Annotated in this window: 14 protein-coding genes; 8 read left to right on the top strand and 6 right to left on the bottom strand. The window is 59.5% G+C overall.

Going from position 1 to position 17,032, the window contains the following annotated elements; genetic code table 11:
* Positions 1–82: 82 nt before the first annotated feature.
* Complete coding sequence (locus ACIQWS_RS14425; RefSeq protein WP_288192943.1) at positions 83–1,069, bottom strand: MlaD family protein; 987 nt, start codon at positions 1,067–1,069, stop codon at positions 83–85.
* A 276-nt stretch (positions 1,070–1,345) separates the two neighbouring features.
* On the opposite strand from ACIQWS_RS14425, the gene ACIQWS_RS14420 reads away from it, so the two are divergent.
* A complete protein-coding gene (locus tag ACIQWS_RS14420; RefSeq protein WP_403180366.1) occupies positions 1,346–1,792 on the top strand; it encodes a hypothetical protein in 447 nt (148 codons plus the stop codon).
* A gap of 34 nt (positions 1,793–1,826) precedes the next feature.
* Here the strand turns inward: ACIQWS_RS14420 and ACIQWS_RS14415 are convergent, their stop codons facing one another.
* Positions 1,827–2,507 carry a superoxide dismutase gene (locus ACIQWS_RS14415; protein ID WP_403180363.1) on the bottom strand — a complete coding sequence of 227 codons (681 nt, stop codon included), beginning with the start codon at positions 2,505–2,507 and terminating at the stop codon, positions 1,827–1,829.
* A 328-nt stretch (positions 2,508–2,835) separates the two neighbouring features.
* Here ACIQWS_RS14415 and ACIQWS_RS14410 point away from each other — a divergent pair, with 328 nt between their 5' ends.
* The 3 genes from ACIQWS_RS14410 (at position 2,836) to ACIQWS_RS14400 (ending at position 6,858) form a co-directional block, all read left to right on the top strand.
* Positions 2,836–4,149 (top strand): MFS transporter, encoded by a 1,314-nt coding sequence (locus ACIQWS_RS14410; protein ID WP_346307713.1) that lies wholly within the window; start codon positions 2,836–2,838, stop codon positions 4,147–4,149.
* A gap of 80 nt (positions 4,150–4,229) precedes the next feature.
* Entirely contained in the window at positions 4,230–5,480 is a 1,251-nt protein-coding gene (locus ACIQWS_RS14405; RefSeq protein WP_403180359.1) for an aminopeptidase, read from the top strand.
* A gap of 88 nt (positions 5,481–5,568) precedes the next feature.
* On the top strand, positions 5,569–6,858 hold the full coding sequence (locus tag ACIQWS_RS14400) for an MFS transporter (RefSeq protein WP_403180356.1): 1,290 nt from the start codon (positions 5,569–5,571) through the stop codon (positions 6,856–6,858).
* A gap of 35 nt (positions 6,859–6,893) precedes the next feature.
* Here ACIQWS_RS14400 and ACIQWS_RS14395 read toward each other — a convergent pair whose 3' ends face one another.
* The 4 genes from ACIQWS_RS14395 to ACIQWS_RS14380 all read right to left on the bottom strand — a co-directional run bounded on the left by ACIQWS_RS14395 (position 6,894) and on the right by ACIQWS_RS14380 (position 10,881).
* Positions 6,894–7,685: an ABC transporter permease gene (locus ACIQWS_RS14395; RefSeq protein ID WP_403180351.1), complete on the bottom strand. Its 792-nt coding sequence runs from the start codon at positions 7,683–7,685 to the stop codon at positions 6,894–6,896.
* Positions 7,682–8,533, bottom strand: a complete 852-nt coding sequence (locus tag ACIQWS_RS14390) for an ABC transporter ATP-binding protein (protein ID WP_403180348.1) — start codon at positions 8,531–8,533, stop codon at positions 7,682–7,684. The genes ACIQWS_RS14395 and ACIQWS_RS14390 overlap by 4 nt, the downstream gene beginning before the upstream one ends.
* 13 nt (positions 8,534–8,546) lie before the next feature.
* Entirely contained in the window at positions 8,547–9,566 is a 1,020-nt protein-coding gene (locus ACIQWS_RS14385; RefSeq protein ID WP_403180344.1) for an ABC transporter substrate-binding protein, read from the bottom strand.
* Positions 9,567–9,777: 211 nt separating this feature from the next.
* Positions 9,778–10,881 (bottom strand): saccharopine dehydrogenase family protein, encoded by a 1,104-nt coding sequence (locus ACIQWS_RS14380; RefSeq protein ID WP_223613767.1) that lies wholly within the window; start codon positions 10,879–10,881, stop codon positions 9,778–9,780.
* 122 nt (positions 10,882–11,003) lie between these two features.
* On the opposite strand from ACIQWS_RS14380, the gene ACIQWS_RS14375 reads away from it, so the two are divergent.
* The 4 genes from ACIQWS_RS14375 (at position 11,004) to ACIQWS_RS14360 (ending at position 17,028) form a co-directional block, all read left to right on the top strand.
* Entirely contained in the window at positions 11,004–11,432 is a 429-nt protein-coding gene (locus ACIQWS_RS14375; protein WP_223613768.1) for an Lrp/AsnC family transcriptional regulator, read from the top strand.
* Between the two features lie 94 nt (positions 11,433–11,526).
* Positions 11,527–12,312 (top strand): ImuA family protein, encoded by a 786-nt coding sequence (locus tag ACIQWS_RS14370; RefSeq protein ID WP_403180338.1) that lies wholly within the window; start codon positions 11,527–11,529, stop codon positions 12,310–12,312.
* Positions 12,221–13,777, top strand: a complete 1,557-nt coding sequence (locus tag ACIQWS_RS14365) for a Y-family DNA polymerase (protein ID WP_403180335.1) — start codon at positions 12,221–12,223, stop codon at positions 13,775–13,777. The genes ACIQWS_RS14370 and ACIQWS_RS14365 overlap by 92 nt, the downstream gene beginning before the upstream one ends.
* Positions 13,777–17,028 carry an error-prone DNA polymerase gene (locus tag ACIQWS_RS14360; protein ID WP_403180332.1) on the top strand — a complete coding sequence of 1,084 codons (3,252 nt, stop codon included), beginning with the start codon at positions 13,777–13,779 and terminating at the stop codon, positions 17,026–17,028. Before ACIQWS_RS14365 ends, ACIQWS_RS14360 begins: the two co-directional genes overlap by 1 nt.
* The last annotated feature ends 4 nt before the right edge of the window (positions 17,029–17,032 follow it).

The following is a 17,032-nucleotide window of genomic DNA, read 5'->3' as shown; positions in this document are numbered from 1 at the left end:
CCATACAGGGTTGCAACGCTATCCATCGAATGCCGGTGTGTCGAGCACTACCTTGAGCGCCTATGCGGCGGCGATCCCGGATTCAGCGCCGCCCGTTATACTCCGGAACCTTGCTGTCTCCGCCGAACAGAACGTCCCGCGGATTGCTGTCAAAGTTCGAAATCGCCCGTTCGATTGACTCGACCGAGCGCCGACTGTCGGAAATGAACTTTTGCGCGTTGCGCAGCTTTTCACCGGTATAGGTTCCCAGTGTTTTCAGGATTGGCGCCAGCCGGGCCTGCAGGCTGTCAGCCGTATCGCGATAGGATTGCAGCTGTTCGCGGATATTGGCGACCGTGCTGCCCTTGTCTTCGGAGAGTTCCTTGTCCAGCTTCGTCAGCGCATCGTCGACTTTGACAGAAGCCTGGTTGATCCGCGACATGGTTTCACGCGCATCCTGTATCACCGCCTGCACATCCTGCGCCCGCTGTCCGTAACGGTTGATCATATCCGTGCTGTCGGCAAGCTGCTGGGTAAACGCCTTGGCTTCGTGCGCCCGGTCGAGCGCCGGCCCTTTCATCTCGTCCAGATAGTTTTCGGTGGCATCCATGGCACGATCCACGCGCTGCAGCACATCCTGCACCGTCTGGACAAGGGTTTTCAGGGATGACGGGTCGATATCGATACGCGCGACCGTATCTTCCTTTTCCGCTTCTTCAAGGAGCTTCGGTTCATAACTCTTGCCGCCCTTCAGCTCGATATAGGCCTGCCCGGTCAACAGGACGAAGGCCAGCTGCGCCTGGGTCGACCGCGTGATTGGCGTGGTTGCATCGATCTGCGTCTGGGCGATCACCACATCGGGATTGCTGGCATCGACGAAAAGCCGGGTCACATCGCCGACCTTCAGACCGTTGAACAGAACCTGGCTTTTCACGGCCAGTCCCGTAACAGAGCCCGGAATGCGGATTTCAAGCATTGCCGTGGGGCGCGTGTCGCCCAAACGCTCGATCCAGTAGACGAAACCAAGGGCCAGCGCGCTCACCAGCAGGGTGAAAATACTGACCACAAGATAATTGGCCTTGGTTTCCATTCACGATTCCATTCATTCCGGCCGACAGATTTGCAACCTTATCGTGCAATATCCCTAACCCTGCGCGTCAAAGAACGCCACCACGTTCTTATGGTTCCGTCACAGGCGTTACGGCGAGGCCCAATGCCATAACGGCTCGCGTTACGTAACGCACGCAATCGTAACGATTGTTATCCACAGTCTGTGTGTTACGTGACCATAATGTTGCCCGTTAGGGCACGCACCCCTATCAAGTTCATGCAAGTGATTCGCGTTCGTTACGGCACAGACATACCCATGGCACTATCCAACGCAGAGAGACAGAAACGGCACCGGGAGCGGCAAAAGCAGAAGCTCGCCGCGGCTGCACCGAGCCTTGCAGCTCAATACGAAAACGTCGGCGCGGACCTGCGCGAAAAGCTCTACAGCCTGATCAATGCCGAGAATATGCGCCGCGACCGGCTCCGCCACACCGCTGGAGCTGCGTCGGAGCCAACCGATTTCAGCCGGGTCATTCTCGATATCGCCCTGGATGAAGATCATTCCGGCCTTGCCGGCAAGGCGCGCATGATCCTGCTTGGCGCCCTGTGCATGGGGGAAAGTTCGGAAAAGGAAATCCGCGAGGCGCGCCTGGAGAAGGATGCAGCGCTGGCGCAGGAAGCGGCGCATGACGAGCAGGATGATGAACCGCAAGGACACGTCAGCCCGCTCGAACACTACATCCGCGTCCCGAATTTCGGCTAGGATATTTTCTGAACCATCGCAGCAATGAGCCGGATCAGGCGTCAAACCGGTCGGAAACGAACTGCCAGTTAACCAGCTTGTCGAGAACCGCTGCCACATGCTCAGCACGGCGGTTTTCATAGTCGAGATAATAGGCGTGCTCCCAGACGTCGATGCCAAGCACGGCCTTGCCGCCTTCAGCCAACGGATCGCCAGCGTCTTTCATGCCCGCCACGGCAAGCTTGTCGCCATCCCTGACCAGCCAGACCCAGCCTGTCCCGAAAACATTGTCTGATTCGGCAACGATCTTCTTCTTCAGGCCATCAAGCCCGCCAAAGCCGCTTTCTGCCGCCGCTGCAAAGGCACCCCTGGCGGGCGCGGACCCGCCCTGGAATTGCTGCCAGTACAGGTTATGGTTCCAGGCCTGCGCCGCATTGTTGAAGACTGGCGCATTACCTTCCTTCTTCGCCCGCACCACCACCTCTTCGAGCGAAAGATCGGCATAGGGCGTCTTTTCCACCAGGGTGTTCAGCTTCTTGAAATAGCCCGCATGGTGCTTGCCATAATGCAGGCCGATCGTGCGCGCGGAGATAATGGGCGCCAGAGCGTCTTCGGCATAGGGCAGTTCCGGCTGCTTGAAAGGGGCGGCTGCATGCGCCTGGATGTTTGGAGCAAAGAGCGTTGTGGCTGCCACGGCGCCCGAGAGGACGAGCATATCGCGTCTGTTGAGATCCATCTTCTTCTCCTGAGGATTGTTGCGGGCAAAATGACAGGGGTGTTCGAGTGCAACGTGTCTTGTCTCGCATCCTTCCCATTGTGAAAAACGGCACCGGCCAGAGGGAGTTCCCGGATCATGGCAATTTTCTGATCTTTGCGATCACGCTTTGGTGCAGTTGCACGTCAGCGGATCGCGTCAAAACCGGCCGGGCAGATAAGGATTTGAATTCTGGCGGGGGCTGCCCTAAGACTTGGAGGCAGGGAGTCCCTGTTTCACACCGAAGAAACGCCATGCCGGAAATCAGCGCCGCGCAGACGGTCAGCCACAATCAAAGGTAGGAATTTTCATGAGCGATATTGCCGAAACCGCACCCATTGCCGTTGCACCCGACGTTAAAACCCGACTGAAATCCATCATCGGCGGTTCGGCGGGTAATCTTGTCGAATGGTATGACTGGTATGTCTATGCCGCTTTCACGCTCTATTTTGCCCCCGTCTTTTTCCCTTCCGGCAACCAGACCGCCGAGCTTCTGAGCGCCGCAGCTGTCTTCGCCGTCGGCTTCCTGATGCGTCCGATCGGTGCCTGGGTCATGGGCATCTATGCCGACCGCAAGGGCCGCAAGGCCGGCCTTACCCTGTCCGTGACGCTGATGTGCCTGGGCTCGCTGCTGATTGCCATCACGCCGGGTTACGAATCGATCGGTCTTCTGGCTCCGACCCTTCTGGTCCTGGCACGCCTGCTGCAGGGCCTGAGCGTCGGCGGCGAATATGGCGCCAGCGCAACCTATCTCAGCGAAATGGCCGGCAAGAACCGCCGCGGCTTCTATTCAAGCTTCCAGTACGTGACGCTGATTTCCGGACAGCTCGTGGCCCTCGTGGTTCTGCTTATCCTGCAGCGCATCCTGACGCCGGAACAGCTCGGTGCGTGGGGCTGGCGCATTCCCTTCGCCATTGGCGGCTTCCTGGCCATCGCGGTTTTCTACATTCGTCGCGGCCTTGCCGAAACCCAGTCCTTTCACAATGCCAAGAACGATGACAAGCCGAAATCCAGCGGCTTTGCCCTGTTCCGGCACTATCCGAAAGAAGCCTTCACCGTTCTGGCACTGACATCCGGCGGTACGCTCGCCTTCTATGCCTACACCACATACCTGCAGAAATTCCTCGTCAACACCTCCGGCTTCAGCAAGGAATCGTCGAGCGAAATCACAGCGCTTGCCCTGCTGATCTTCATGCTGTGCCAGCCCATCGCCGGGGCTCTTTCGGACAGGATCGGCCGCAAGCCGCTGATGGTCGGCTTCGGTATTCTCGGCGTTCTCTTCACCTACCTCATCTTCTCCACGCTGGCCGTCACCACCAGTCCCTACGTCGCCTTTGCCCTGTCGCTGGCCGGTCTCCTGATCGTCACCGGCTACACCTCCATCAACGCCGTGGTGAAGGCTGAGCTTTTCCCCGCGCATATCCGGGCGCTTGGCGTTGCCCTGCCCTATGCCCTGGCCAACACGATCTTCGGCGGCACCGCCGAATGGGTGGCGCTGAAGTTCAAGCAGATGGGCCACGAGACATGGTTCTTCTGGTACGTGACCATCATGATCGGCCTGTCCCTCATCGTCTATATCAAGATGCGCGACAGCCGTGACCACAGCCTGATCCACGAGGATTGATCAGACAGGCGGGGAAGCAGACTGTCTCGCACCCCCGCCTTGTCTCCCGTTCTTCATTCCGTTTTCACTCTGGAACCGCCATGACTACATCCGCAAAGACCAATATCGTTGATCCCGTTAAGCTCGACCGCCTGGCCGAAGTTGCCGTCAAAATCGGCCTGCAACTGCAAGCGGGTCAGGACCTCTTGATAACAGCGCCGCTGGCCGCACTGCCGCTGGTGCGCCGCATCACCGAGCACGCCTACAGGGCGGGCGCCGGTCTGGTCACCTCCTTCTATGCGGACGAAGAAGCGACGCTGATGCGCTATCGCCATGCGCCGGCGGAGAGTTTCGACCACGCCGCCACATGGCTCTTCGAGGGAATGGCCAAGGCCTTTTCAGCGAACACAGCGCGGCTTGCCATTGCCGGTGACAATCCGATGCTGCTTTCGGCGGAAGACCCGGAAAAGGTCGCCCGCGCCAACCGGGCAACCTCCAAGGCCTATCAGCCGGCACTGGAGAAAATTGCCGGTTTCGACGTCAACTGGAACATCGTTTCGTATCCGAATCCATCCTGGGCAAAGCAGGTTTTCCCGGATCTTTCCGAGGATGCAGCGGTTGCCAAATTGGCCGACGCCATCTTTGCCGCATCGCGCGTTGACATTGACGATCCCGTCAGCGCATGGCGGGAGCACAATGCCGTGCTTGCCAAGCGCCGCGAATGGCTGGACGGGCTCAATTTCGCCTCCCTGCACTTCAAGGGCCCTGGTACCAATCTGGTTGTCGGTCTTGCCGACGAGCACCGGTGGCAGGGCGGCGCCTCGACCGCCAAGAACGGCATCACCTGCAACCCGAACATCCCAACGGAAGAGGTTTTCACCACGCCGCATGCCCTGCGCGTGGACGGCCATGTCTCCAGCACAAAGCCTTTGTCCCATCAGGGCACGTTGATCGAGGATATCTCGGTGCGTTTCGAAGGCGGCAGGATCGTCGAGGCGAAGGCTTCGCGCGGCGAAGAGGTGTTCAACAAGGTGCTGAACACCGATGACGGGGCGCGGCGTCTGGGCGAAGTGGCGCTGGTGCCGCATTCCTCGCCGATCTCCGCTTCCGGCCTTCTCTTCTTCAACACCCTGTTTGATGAAAATGCCGCGAGCCATATCGCGCTCGGCCAGTGCTATTCCAAGTGCTTCGTCAACGGCGACAGGCTGTCACCCGAAGAGGTTGCGGCACGCGGCGGCAACAAGAGCCTCATTCACATCGACTGGATGATCGGATCGGGTGAGATCGATGTGGATGGCGTCAATGCGGACGGCAGCACAGTCCCCGTCATGCGCCGGGGAGAATGGGCCTGAAAAACACCTGAAGCGCATGCGTTGATGGTTACAAAATGAGCCAGTAGAACGCCTCCCGGGGTCAACCATGCCATTGGGAGGAAAATTCATGGCTCAGGACGGATTCGGAAAACGCGCGCGGCTGCTTTTTGCCAGCGCGGTGGGCACCATTATCGAATGGTATGACTTCTTTGTTTTTGCCACCTGCGCGGTGCTGGTTTTCGACAAGGCGTTTTTTCCGACCGCCGACCCGGCAATCGGCATTCTGCTCGGCCTGAGCACCTTTGCCATTGGTTTTATTGCCCGCCCGCTCGGCGGCATCATCTTCGGCGTGCTGGGTGACCGTATCGGCCGCAAGAATGCGCTTGTGGTCAGCCTCGCCATGATGGGCGGTTCAACCTTTGCCATGGGCCTGTTGCCGACCTATGCCTCGGTTGGCGTTCTGGCACCCGCTTTGCTGGTGCTGCTGCGCATTTTCCAGGGGATTGCCGTGGGCGGCGAAGCCACCGGAGCGCTGCTCATCGTCGCCGAATCCATGCCGGGCAAGCAGCGCGGCTTCTGGACCAGTTTCCCGATGATCGGCGGCCCCGCGGCCAACGTGCTCGCCGCAGCCACGATCAGCTTCCTGACCCTGCGCTTCGGCGAACAGGCCTTTGTCGATTGGGCATGGCGCCTGCCGTTCCTGTTCTCGATCGTTCTGGTTGTCCTTGGTTTCTGGATGCGCCGCAAGGTGGAGGAATCCCCTGCCTTCATCGAGCTGGTCGAAAAGCGCAAATCCATACCGCCCGCCCCTCTGTCGGAAGCCTTCAAGCATTTCAGCAAGCCTATGGGCCAGGTGTTTCTGGTCAAAACAGCCGAAAACACCCTGTTCTATCTGTTCACGACCTTCTTTCTCGTTCTCACCGTCCAGTTCCTCGGGCTGGCGCGGTCCGTCGGCGTGGGCGCCCTGTTCTGGGGCTCGATCCTTGAAGTCATCGTCATCATGGCCGCAGCCTATGCCTCGGATCGTTTTGGCCGCAAGCCATTGATGCTGCTGGGACTGGTTGGCGGCCTTGCTGCGGGTGCCTATCTCTTCAGCCTGCCGCACGGGGCCGATCCGCGTCTGGTCCTGCAGGCAACCCTGCTCACCCTGACATTCCACGGCATTATCGTCGGCAGCATGGCTCCGTTCTTCACGGAGCTGTTTCCGACCCATGTGCGCTATTCCGCCATGTCGATCAGCTATCAGGTCGCCTCGGTGGTCGGCGGCTCTGTTGCACCGCTGATTGCAACGCTACTCCTCAACGCAACCGGCACGCCGCATGCGGTCATCATTTACGCGGCGGTCATGGTCATACCGGGCATTATCTGCGTGCTTCTGTCGAAGGAAACGCGCGGAGCGGATCTGACGGCCATCTGAGCAAAGACCGCCACCGGAATGCCGGTGGCGGTCGCCTATCTGCTGGTAATGACCGAGGTCTTGGGCCGCCAGACGAGCAGCCTGTTTTCGACCAGCGTCACCAGCCAGTCCACCAGTATGACAAAGCCCATCAGCACGAACATCCCCGCGAAAACGCCGGTGACATCGAACACGCTTTCGGCCTCGTGGATGAGGTAGCCGAGACCGGCAGCGGATCCCAGATACTCTCCCACCACCGCACCGACCACGGCAAAACCCACCGATGTGTGCAGCGACGAGAACATCCATGAGAGAGCCGACGGCATGTAGACATGCCGCAGCAACTGGCGCTCGTTCATTCCAAGCATGCGGGCGTTGGAAAGAACCGCGGGGCTGACTTCCTTGACGCCCTGATAGACATTGAAGAAGACGATGAAGAACACCAGCGTCACGCCCAGCGCCACCTTGGACCAGATGCCGAGCCCCAGCCACAACGCAAAGATCGGCGCGAGCACGACGCGCGGCAGGGCATTGGCCGCCTTGACATAAGGATCGAACACCGCAGCGAGCAAGGGCTTGCGGGCAAACCAGAACCCGATGATGACCCCGCCGAGCGAACCGATGATGAAGGCAAGCGCTGCCTCGGTCAGCGTGATGCCGAGGTGATACCAGATCGATCCCTCCATGAACCACTGGACCATGCGCTTGCCGACGGCGAGCGGTTCGGCAAAGAAAAAGCTGATGGTTTTCGGATTGCCGATAAGGGTTGTCGTCGAGGCGATGTGCCAGAACACCAAGGTGACAACCGCCACGAGCACCTGCAGGCTGATCAGTGTAAGCCTGTTCATGGCCGGACCTCTTCCGTCTGCCGATAACCCTTCAGAACTTCCTCTTTCAAGGCATTCCAGATTTCCCGGTGCACCTCGTGGAATTGCGGCTCGGACTTGATGTCGGCCATGTTGCGCGGTCGGGCCAGCGGGATCGTGTAATTGCCGATGACACGGGATGAGGGTCCCGCCGACATGATGATCACCCGGTCGGCAAGACCGATGGCCTCATCAAGGTCGTGGGTGACGAACATCACCGCCTTGCGGTCGGCCGACCACAGATCAAGCAGGAGATCACCCATGATCAGCCGTGTCTGGGCGTCGAGCGGTCCGAACGGCTCATCCATCAGCAATATCTTGGGGTGACGGATCAGCACCTGCGCCAGCCCCACCCGCTTGCGCTGGCCGCCCGACAACATGTGCGGATAGCGATCGGCGAAGGCCGCGAGACCCACTTTACCGAGCCAGACCCGTGCCTGCTCCAGGGCGTCGCGGCGCGGTGTGCCCGCCACCTCCAGCCCGATGGCCACGTTGTCGATCGCGGTCTTCCAGGGCATCAGCGAATCCTGCTGGAAGAGATAGCCTGCATGTTTGTTCAAGCCCGACAGCGGCTTGGCAAACGTGCGGACCTGTCCCTGCGCCGGCTTGAGAAGACCCGCCGTGGCATTGAGCAGTGTCGATTTTCCGCAGCCGGTGGGACCAACGATCGCCACGAACTCCCGGTCGCTGACCACGAGGTTTGTCTCACCGACAGCCTCATAGATGCCACCGCCCTGCAGGGGAAACGCAATATGGATGCCGTTGAGCTCAACGGCATTGACATCCTGGGCCTGGTTCAGGTCCCGCGTGGTCTTCCGTGCAATGATCATTGATGCTTATGCCTCACCCCTTGATGAAACGGTCATCATAGGTCGCGGCAAGGTCAATCGTCGCATTGGCGAATTCGGGATCGAGGATTTTCAGCGTATTGAGAACCGACTGCATGCCCTCCATGGGAAGAACCCCATCCAGCGAGTAGGTCGGCAGCGAATTGGCAATGGCTTTGAGATAAAGCGGCTTGTCACCCAGCTGGTATTCGGCGGGAACGCTGTCGGCGATCTCTTCCGGTGTAGCGCTGTGCAGCCATTTCAGCGTCTTGACGAAAACACCCACCAGCGCCTTCGACGTGTTGGGGTTCGCATCGGCGAAGTCCTTTTTCACATAGAGAACCGCCGCCGGATTGGAGCCGCCGAACAGGGCGCGCGTGCCTTCTTCCGTACGCGTATCAATGAGGATTTTGATATCGCCGTCCGCTTCAAGCTTGGCAATGACGGGATCCAGATGCGCAATCACATCCACCTGGCCCTGTTTGATTGCAGCGACAGCGCTGGCACCACCACCAATGCCGATCAGCGGCGCATCGTTGGCCTTCAAGCCCGCCTTTACCATGGCATACTGGACGGTCAGGGCCGTCGACGAACCGGGGGCGGTGACAGCAAGCTTCAGGCCGGCAAAGTCGGCGGGAGATTTGACCTTGTCGGCCAGTTCCTTGCGCACGGCAATGACGATGGCCGGGAACCGCCCAAGCTCGCACAGTGCACGGACATCCTGTCCCTTCGCCTGCATGCGGATCGTGTGCTCGTAAGCACCCGTCACCACATCGACAGAGCCGCCCACCAGCGCCTGCAGGGATTTTGCCCCGCCGCCGAAATCGTTGATCGTCACATCGAGACCGGCATCCTTGAAAAAGCCGCGGCGCTCGGCAATGGTCAGCGGGAGATAATAGAGGAGCGGCTTTCCGCCGACACCCAGCGTCAGGCTGGTCTTTTCCAGCGCTCCGCCTGTCTGTGCCATCAGTCCTGTGTTCGATGCAGCCAGCATGGACAGGGCCGCTGCGCCCACAAGAAATTCACGCCGTTCCATTGTCTTCCTCCCGGCATCACCTGCCGTTCAGCAAGACATAGGAACGCCTTGGTGAGCCGCGTGATGTTTACTGTTTTCACATGTTTTCAAAACGCTACCACCCGGATTCCGGAAGCGCAAGGCAAGGAAATGGACGAAACACCACAACAAAAAACGCGCCGGATGCGGAATCCAGCGCGTTGTTTTAAAGGTTAGCCGACAAGCGGAACAATCAGGCGACGAGGCGTCCTGCTGTTTCGGTCTGGGCATAGGCCTTGCCGAAACGGTTGGCGAGGAAGGCATCAAGCGCGATATCCTCCTGCTTGAGGAAGCCCTGCTGCGGCAGGTCGCCATTGGCCAGCATGTCGAGAACGGCGCAGATGGCTGACGCCGTGGTGATCTGGATGCCGCTGTACAGCACGTTGCCGATATGGCCGCTATAAACCTTGTTGGCATAGGTTTCCTGCAGGAGACGGCCCTTCTTGCGGCCACTGACCGTGACGAAAATCACCACGACGTCCTGCATGGTCGAAGGCAGGGCGTTTTCCAGGATGTCCTTGAACACGTCGCGGCGGTCCCGCAAGCCAAGATCGTTGAGCAGGGCCTTCATGATGGCGGCATGGCCGGGATAACGGATCGTGCGGTAGTTCAGCGTACGGACCTTGCCGAGCAGCGTTTCGCACAGGGTGCCAAGACCACCCGACGTGTTGAAAGCCTCGTAGGTTACGCCGTCGAGCGAGAATTCCTCGCGCTCTTCCAGCGGCGGCACTTCGGTCAGCTCACCGTCGACGATGGCTTCGCATGGCTCGCAATATTCGTTGATGACGCCGTCCGTGCTCCAGGTCAGGTTGTAGTTGAGCGCATTCGACGGGTACTGCGGCAGCGCACCGACGCGCATGCGCACGCTTTCCAGCGTATCGAAGCGCTTGGCCAGATCATTGGCGACAATCGAAATGAAGCCCGGAGCCAGACCGCACTGGGGAATGAAGGCTGTCTTTGCCGTCGCCGAAAGCTGCTTGACGATGCGGGTGCTGGCAACATCCTCGGTCAGGTCGAGATAATGCACGTCCGACGACGCAGCGGCTTGTGCAATCCGCGTGGTTAGGTGGAAGGGAGCGGCGCTGAGCACGGCGAATTTGCCGGCGAGAACCTTTTCAAGCGCACCCTCTTCAGCAATCTCGATGCAACGGGTAACGACAAGCGGGGAAACATCCAGGGCATCAAGCTGTGCCTGGGCCCGGTCGACGACCGTTACGCGGTAGTCTCCGGTGTTTGCGAGCAGGTTGGCGATTGTTCCGCCGATTTTGCCTGCACCGACGATGACGATCTCTTTCATGTGATTCCCCTCAGGATTTCAGAACTTTCATTATTTTCTCACCCTTGTTCGTCGAAATGAAGTGTGTAAACTGACGATATAACACCCTATTTTTTGGCAATACGCCGTATGAGTTTGACATTATGCTGACAGATGCCGACCACGCCCTGCTTTCCCTGCTGCGCGAGAACGCCCGCGCCTCGACCGCCGACCTTGCCCGCAAGCTCGGCGTATCGCGCACTACGGTACAAAGCCGCATCGAACGGCTGGAAAAGCGCGGCATGATTCGCGGCTACAGCGTGCTGCTTTCCCCCGAATATGAGCGGGATCTGGTCAAGGCGCATGTGCTGGTCACGGCCCTGCCGAAATTTGCCAAGCGGGTCGAAGCGGCATTGCGCGAGATTGCCTGGGTGCGGACCCTGCATTCGGTCAGCGGACAGTACGACATGATCGTCATCCTGGAAGCGCCCTCCATCAGCGAGCTCGATACATTGCTGGATCGGATCGGCGCATTGGAAGGCGTGGAACGCACCATTTCGTCTATCATCCTTTCCACGCGCATCGACCGCTGAGTCATATAATCCGTCCCTCCATGGACTCCGCTTGACTCTTTGGTCGAATGGATTCCATAATAGAACATATCATGAACATTCAGGGGAAACCGTGGTGACAACCGTCGACCTTACGGCGTTGCGGCGCGACATCGCGTCTTTAAGCGAGCGGAATGCGCTGGAAGCGCAGGCGCCGCGCAGTGCCTTTGGTTTTGGCGACAGAAGCATCGACAGGGTGCTTGGCAAGGGATTGCAACGCGGCGCGCTGCATGAAGTTTTTTCGGCGGAAATGCACGATGCGGGCGCAGCAACGGGCTTCGTCATCGCCCTTGCCCTGCGTTCGTCCAGCGCCCGGAGCCCTCTTATCTGGCTGGAAGAGGATTTTGCCGCGCAGGAACACGGTTTTCCCTATGCGCCAGGGTTGAAGCATCTCGGGCTTGATCCGCAGCGGCTCGTCATCGTGCGCTGTTCGTCGCCGCAGGATGTGCTGAAAGCCGCATCGGACAGCCTTGGCATCCGCGGAACGGGCGCGGTCATCATAGCGCCGTGGAGCAATCCGAAATGCCTCGACCTGACAGCCACGCGCAAATTGCTGCTGACCGCCCAGCAGACGGGCGTGCCCGCCTTCCTGCTGCGGCTCGGCGCCGTTCCAATCGACAATTCCGCTGTGACGCGCTGGATGATCCGCTCGAACGCGTCACGGTCAAGCGGCGCCAATGCGCCGGGTCACCCGGTGTTTGACGCCACCCTTATACGCAACAGGCAGGGCATGACAGGCCATTGGATCCTGCAATGGGAGAGTGACAATCATGTTTTCAGACAGATCGAACCGGTTTCTGGCACTGTGGTTTCCACACCTGCCCACCGACCGCCTCAAACGCGAAAATCCGCAACGGGCTGAGTCCGGACAGTTCCTGATTGTCGTCGACAAGGTCGCCAATGCCTTGCGCCTGACAGCCCTTGACGAACGTGCCGCCAAGGCAGGCCTGTTCAAGACCATGGCTTTGACCGACGCCCGGGCGCAGTTTGAAAACCTCGATATTGCCTTCGCTTCACCGCGCAAGGACGCCGCCCTCTTGGAGAAACTCGCTGACTGGTGCGACCGCTACACGCCGCTGGTCGCGCTCGACGGTGCCGACGGTCTTATGCTCGACATCACCGGCTGCGCGCATCTCTTCGGTGACGAGCATCAATTGCGCCGGGATATCCACCAGCGCCTGAGTCAGCATGGCGTTGTGGTCCGCTCGGCCATTACAGGCAATGCGGCGGCGGCCCACGCATTTGCCCGTCATTCGCCGGGAGATGTGATCGGGCATTCCGCGCTCAAGGAAAAATTGCGGCGGTTGCGACTCGTCAGCCTTGAGATCGAGGATGTTCATCTGGCCGGTCTGAAGAGGGCCGGACTGCGCACTGTCGGCGATGTCGAAGTGCTTCCCCGTGCTGCCCTTGCCGCGCGTTTCGGCGCCGGGCTGGTCGATCGCCTCGATGCGCTTTTCGGATATGCGCACCATCCGATCTCGCCCCGACGCATTGTACCCGCCTGCATGGTTGAGCGGCGCATGGCCGAGCCTCTGATTGTCATGGACAGTGTTGAGCTGGTGCTGCATGCACTTGGCGACGAACTTTTCCGGCAGCTGCAGCGGCGTGTCGAGGGCGCGCGGGAAGTCGAGGCTGCGTTTTTCCGCGTCGATGGTGAAGTCAGGCGGATCGGCATTCAGGCCGGCCGGCCGCTGACCGACACCAAAACCCTGTTCAGGCTGCTGAAGGAGCGGCTCACCACCCTCGCAGAACCGCTCGATGCCGGTTATGGCTTTGACATCATCCGTCTTGCGGCGGTGCGGGCCGAGCGAACCCAAACCATGCAAAAAAGCCTCGACAGCACTGTTCAGGAAACCGAAGAGATTGGCGGGCTGATCGACCGCCTGTCCATTCGTCTCGGCACCAGCCGGGTTCTGCGCCCGCATCCCGTCGATACGCATATTCCCGAACGCGCCGTTTCACTGGAACCGGCTGTTCACACCACCGCAAATCTGCAGGTCGAATGGGCGCCCGTTCAGCACCCGGGCGAGCCACCCGAGCGCCCGGTTCGGCTGTTCCAGCCGCCGGAACAGATTGAAACCACGGCAGGAATTCCCGATGGCGCCCCGGCACAATTCGTCTGGCGGCGGGTCCGGCACAATATCGTCCTGGCCGAAGGGCCGGAGCGCATCGCGCCGGAATGGTGGCGGGAACATGCCGGCGCCCTGACGCGGGATTATTATCGTCTCGAAGACAATCAGGGGCATCGTTTCTGGGTCTTCCGTGAAGGCCTGTACGAGCGCGGCCAGACCACTCCGCGCTGGTATCTGCATGGGCTTTTTGCCTGATGCCCAGCTACACGGAACTTGCCGTCACCAGCAATTTCTCCTTTCTCGAAGGCGCCTCGCAGCCGGAGGAATTGGTGCAGGCAGCAGCATTGCTCGGCCTTGAAGGCATAGGCATCGCCGACCGCAACACGCTTGCCGGGGTTGTCCGGGCCTACAAGGCGCATCAGGAACTGACGCAGGAGCAGGGAATAAAGCTCAACCTCTTTATCGGCTGCCGGCTGATGTTCATCGATGGCACGCCCGATCTGGTCGTCTATCCGCGTGACCGCCCGGCCTATGGGCAGCTGTGCCGCCTTTTGAGCGAGGGGAAGACGCGAGCTGAGATCAAGGGCGAGTGCCATCTGGTGCTCGAAGACTTCCTTTTCCGCGCCAAGGATTTCCAGACGGTGGTCATGCCATCAGGACAGCCGGATGAAGATCTCGGACCTGTACTGAAAAAACTAAGCGTCGTTGCACCGGGATGTGTCTGGCTTGGTCTTGCCATGTCTTACGAAGGCGCTGACCAGCGTCATGGCGAAAAGCTGGAGCGTATCGCCACTACAGCCGGTGTTCCGCTGCTGGCGGTCAACAATGTGCTTTACCACACCCCTTCCCGCCGCCCCCTGCAGGATGTGCTGACCTGCATCCGGGACCATGTCACCATTGATACGGCCGGGCGAAGGCTGGAGAAGAACGCAGAAAGGCATCTGAAATCACCGGAAGAAATGCAGCATCTCTTCCGGCATTTTCCCTTAGCCTTAGCGGAAATCCGCCGTTTCACCGCGCCGGTCACCTTCTCCCTTGGTGAACTGCAATACCATTATCCCGATGAACCCGTGCCGCCGGGCAAAACCCCGCAGCAACATCTGGCTGACGAGACATGGAAGGGCGCGGCGAAACGTTATCCCGACGGCATTCCGGAAATGGTTCGCGACCTCCTGAACAAGGAACTGACGCTGATCGCAACATTGGGATATGCGCCGTATTTCCTGACGGTCCACGACATTGTTACCTATGCGCGGTCGGAGAACATCCTGTGCCAGGGCCGGGGTTCGTCAGCCAATTCAGCCGTCTGTTTTTGCCTGCACATCACGGCTGTCGATCCGACGAACGGCAATGCGCTGTTCGAGCGCTTTCTCTCGGCCGAGCGCAAGGAACCGCCCGATATCGATGTCGATTTCGAACACGAGCGCCGCGAGGAAATCATGCAATGGGTTTACAAGCGCTACGGCCGGGACCGTGCAGCCATTGTCGCGACGGTTATCAGCTACCGCCCGCGCAGCGCCATCCGCGATGTCGGCAAGGCCCTGGGGCTGACTGAAGATGTGACGGCGGCGCTTGCCAATACGGTCTGGGGCAGCTGGGGCTCCACCGTGGACCGGCAGCATGTGCGGCAGGCGGGTCTTGACCCCGACAACATCATGATCCGCCGTGCCGTCAAACTGGCAACGGAGCTGCTCGGTTTTCCGCGCCACCTCTCGCAGCATGTCGGCGGCTTCGTCCTGACACGGGAGCGGCTTGATGAAACCGTTCCCATCGGCCCTGCAGCCATGGAGGACCGTTCCTTCATTGAGTGGGACAAGGACGATATCGACACGCTCCGGATCATGAAGGTCGATGTGCTGTCACTCGGCATGCTGACATGTATCCGCAAGGCTTTCGATCTCATTCATCTGCATAAGGGGGGCGAGCGCTTAGAACTTGCGACTGTCCCGCAAGGCGATCTGAAGGTCTACGATATGCTGTGCGAGGCGGACTCCCTTGGGGTGTTTCAGGTGGAAAGCCGCGCTCAGATGAACATGCTGCCGCGCCTGCGCCCGAGGAAATTTTATGATCTGGTCATCGAGGTCGCCATCGTGCGCCCGGGTCCGATTCAAGGCGACATGGTTCATCCCTATCTGCGGCGCCGCAAAGGCATAGAAAAGGTTCATTTTCCATCGCCTTCTCCCGAACATGGCGACAAGGACGAGCTGAAAAAGGTTCTTGAAAAAACCCTTGGTGTTCCCCTGTTTCAGGAGCAGGCCATGCGCATCGCCATTGAAGCGGCAGGGTTCACCCCCGATGAGGCCAACAAGCTCCGCAGCGCCATGGCAACATTCCGCAATCGCGGCACCATTCACAAGATGCAGGAGCAGATGGTTGAGGGCATGGTACGCCGCGGCTATGAGCGCAGCTTTGCCGAAAACTGCTTCAACCAGATCAAGGGTTTCGGTGAATATGGTTTCCCGGAAAGCCATGCGGCAAGTTTTGCCATTCTCGTCTACATTTCTTCCTGGATCAAATACCACCATCCGGAAGTGTTTGCCGCCGCTCTCCTGAATTCGCAGCCCATGGGTTTCTATGCCCCGGCCCAGATCATCCGCGACGCACGGGAACACGATGTCGAAGTGCGTCCTGTCGATGTCAATTTCAGCGAATGGGACAACACGCTGGAAAAGAAAAGCCGTGGAAATCCTGCCATGCGCATGGGCTTTCGGCAGGTCGACGGCTTCTCGAAAGCCTGGGCCGACGAAATTTGCGCAAAGCGGAAAAAACCCTATGCGGACATTGAAGAGGTTCGCCGTCTGACGCGACTGGAGCGCCGCGCCTTTGTCCTGCTCGCCGATGCGGATGCGTTCCGCTCACTGGCCATCGACCGGCGTGAAGCACTCTGGGCCGTGCGCAGATTTCCCGACAATATAACCCTGCCACTCTTCCAGATTGCTGAAACCAACGAACTTGCCGTGGAAGCGCAGACACGGTTGCCGCCTATGCAGATGGCTGAGCATGTCATTGCCGACTATGAATCCTTCCGGCTATCCCTCAAGGGACACCCCATGCAGTTTCTGCGGGACATGCTTGGCAGTGAAGGTGTCGTGACCTGCAGACAGGCCACGTCTCTGGCCAGCAACAGGCGCGTCAAGCTTGCCGGCGTGGTCACCGTCCGCCAAAGACCGGGCAGCGCCAAAGGTGTTGTCTTCATGACGATCGAGGATGAAACCGGCATTGCCAACATCATTGTCTGGGCGAAGACAATGGCCACCTATCGCAAGGAAGTGATGAGTTCCCGCCTCATCCTGATCGAGGGAACGGTCCAGAGCAGCGATAATGTCACGCATATCGTTGCCCGGAAACTGATTGACCGGACGGCGGATCTGTATCGGCTTTCGGAACAACTGCCGCCCTTGCCGGTATCGCATGCCGATGAAGTGGTTCATCCGGTTCCCGATCAACCGAGAGCCCGTCATCCGCGCAAGGTCCGGATTCTGCCAAAATCCCGGGATTTTCATTGAGTCG

The sequence above is a fragment of the Phyllobacterium sp. NPDC097923 genome (assembly GCF_044760925.1).
Lineage (GTDB): Bacteria > Pseudomonadota > Alphaproteobacteria > Rhizobiales > Rhizobiaceae > Phyllobacterium > Phyllobacterium calauticae.
This window is presented reverse-complemented; position numbering and strand designations above follow the sequence as displayed.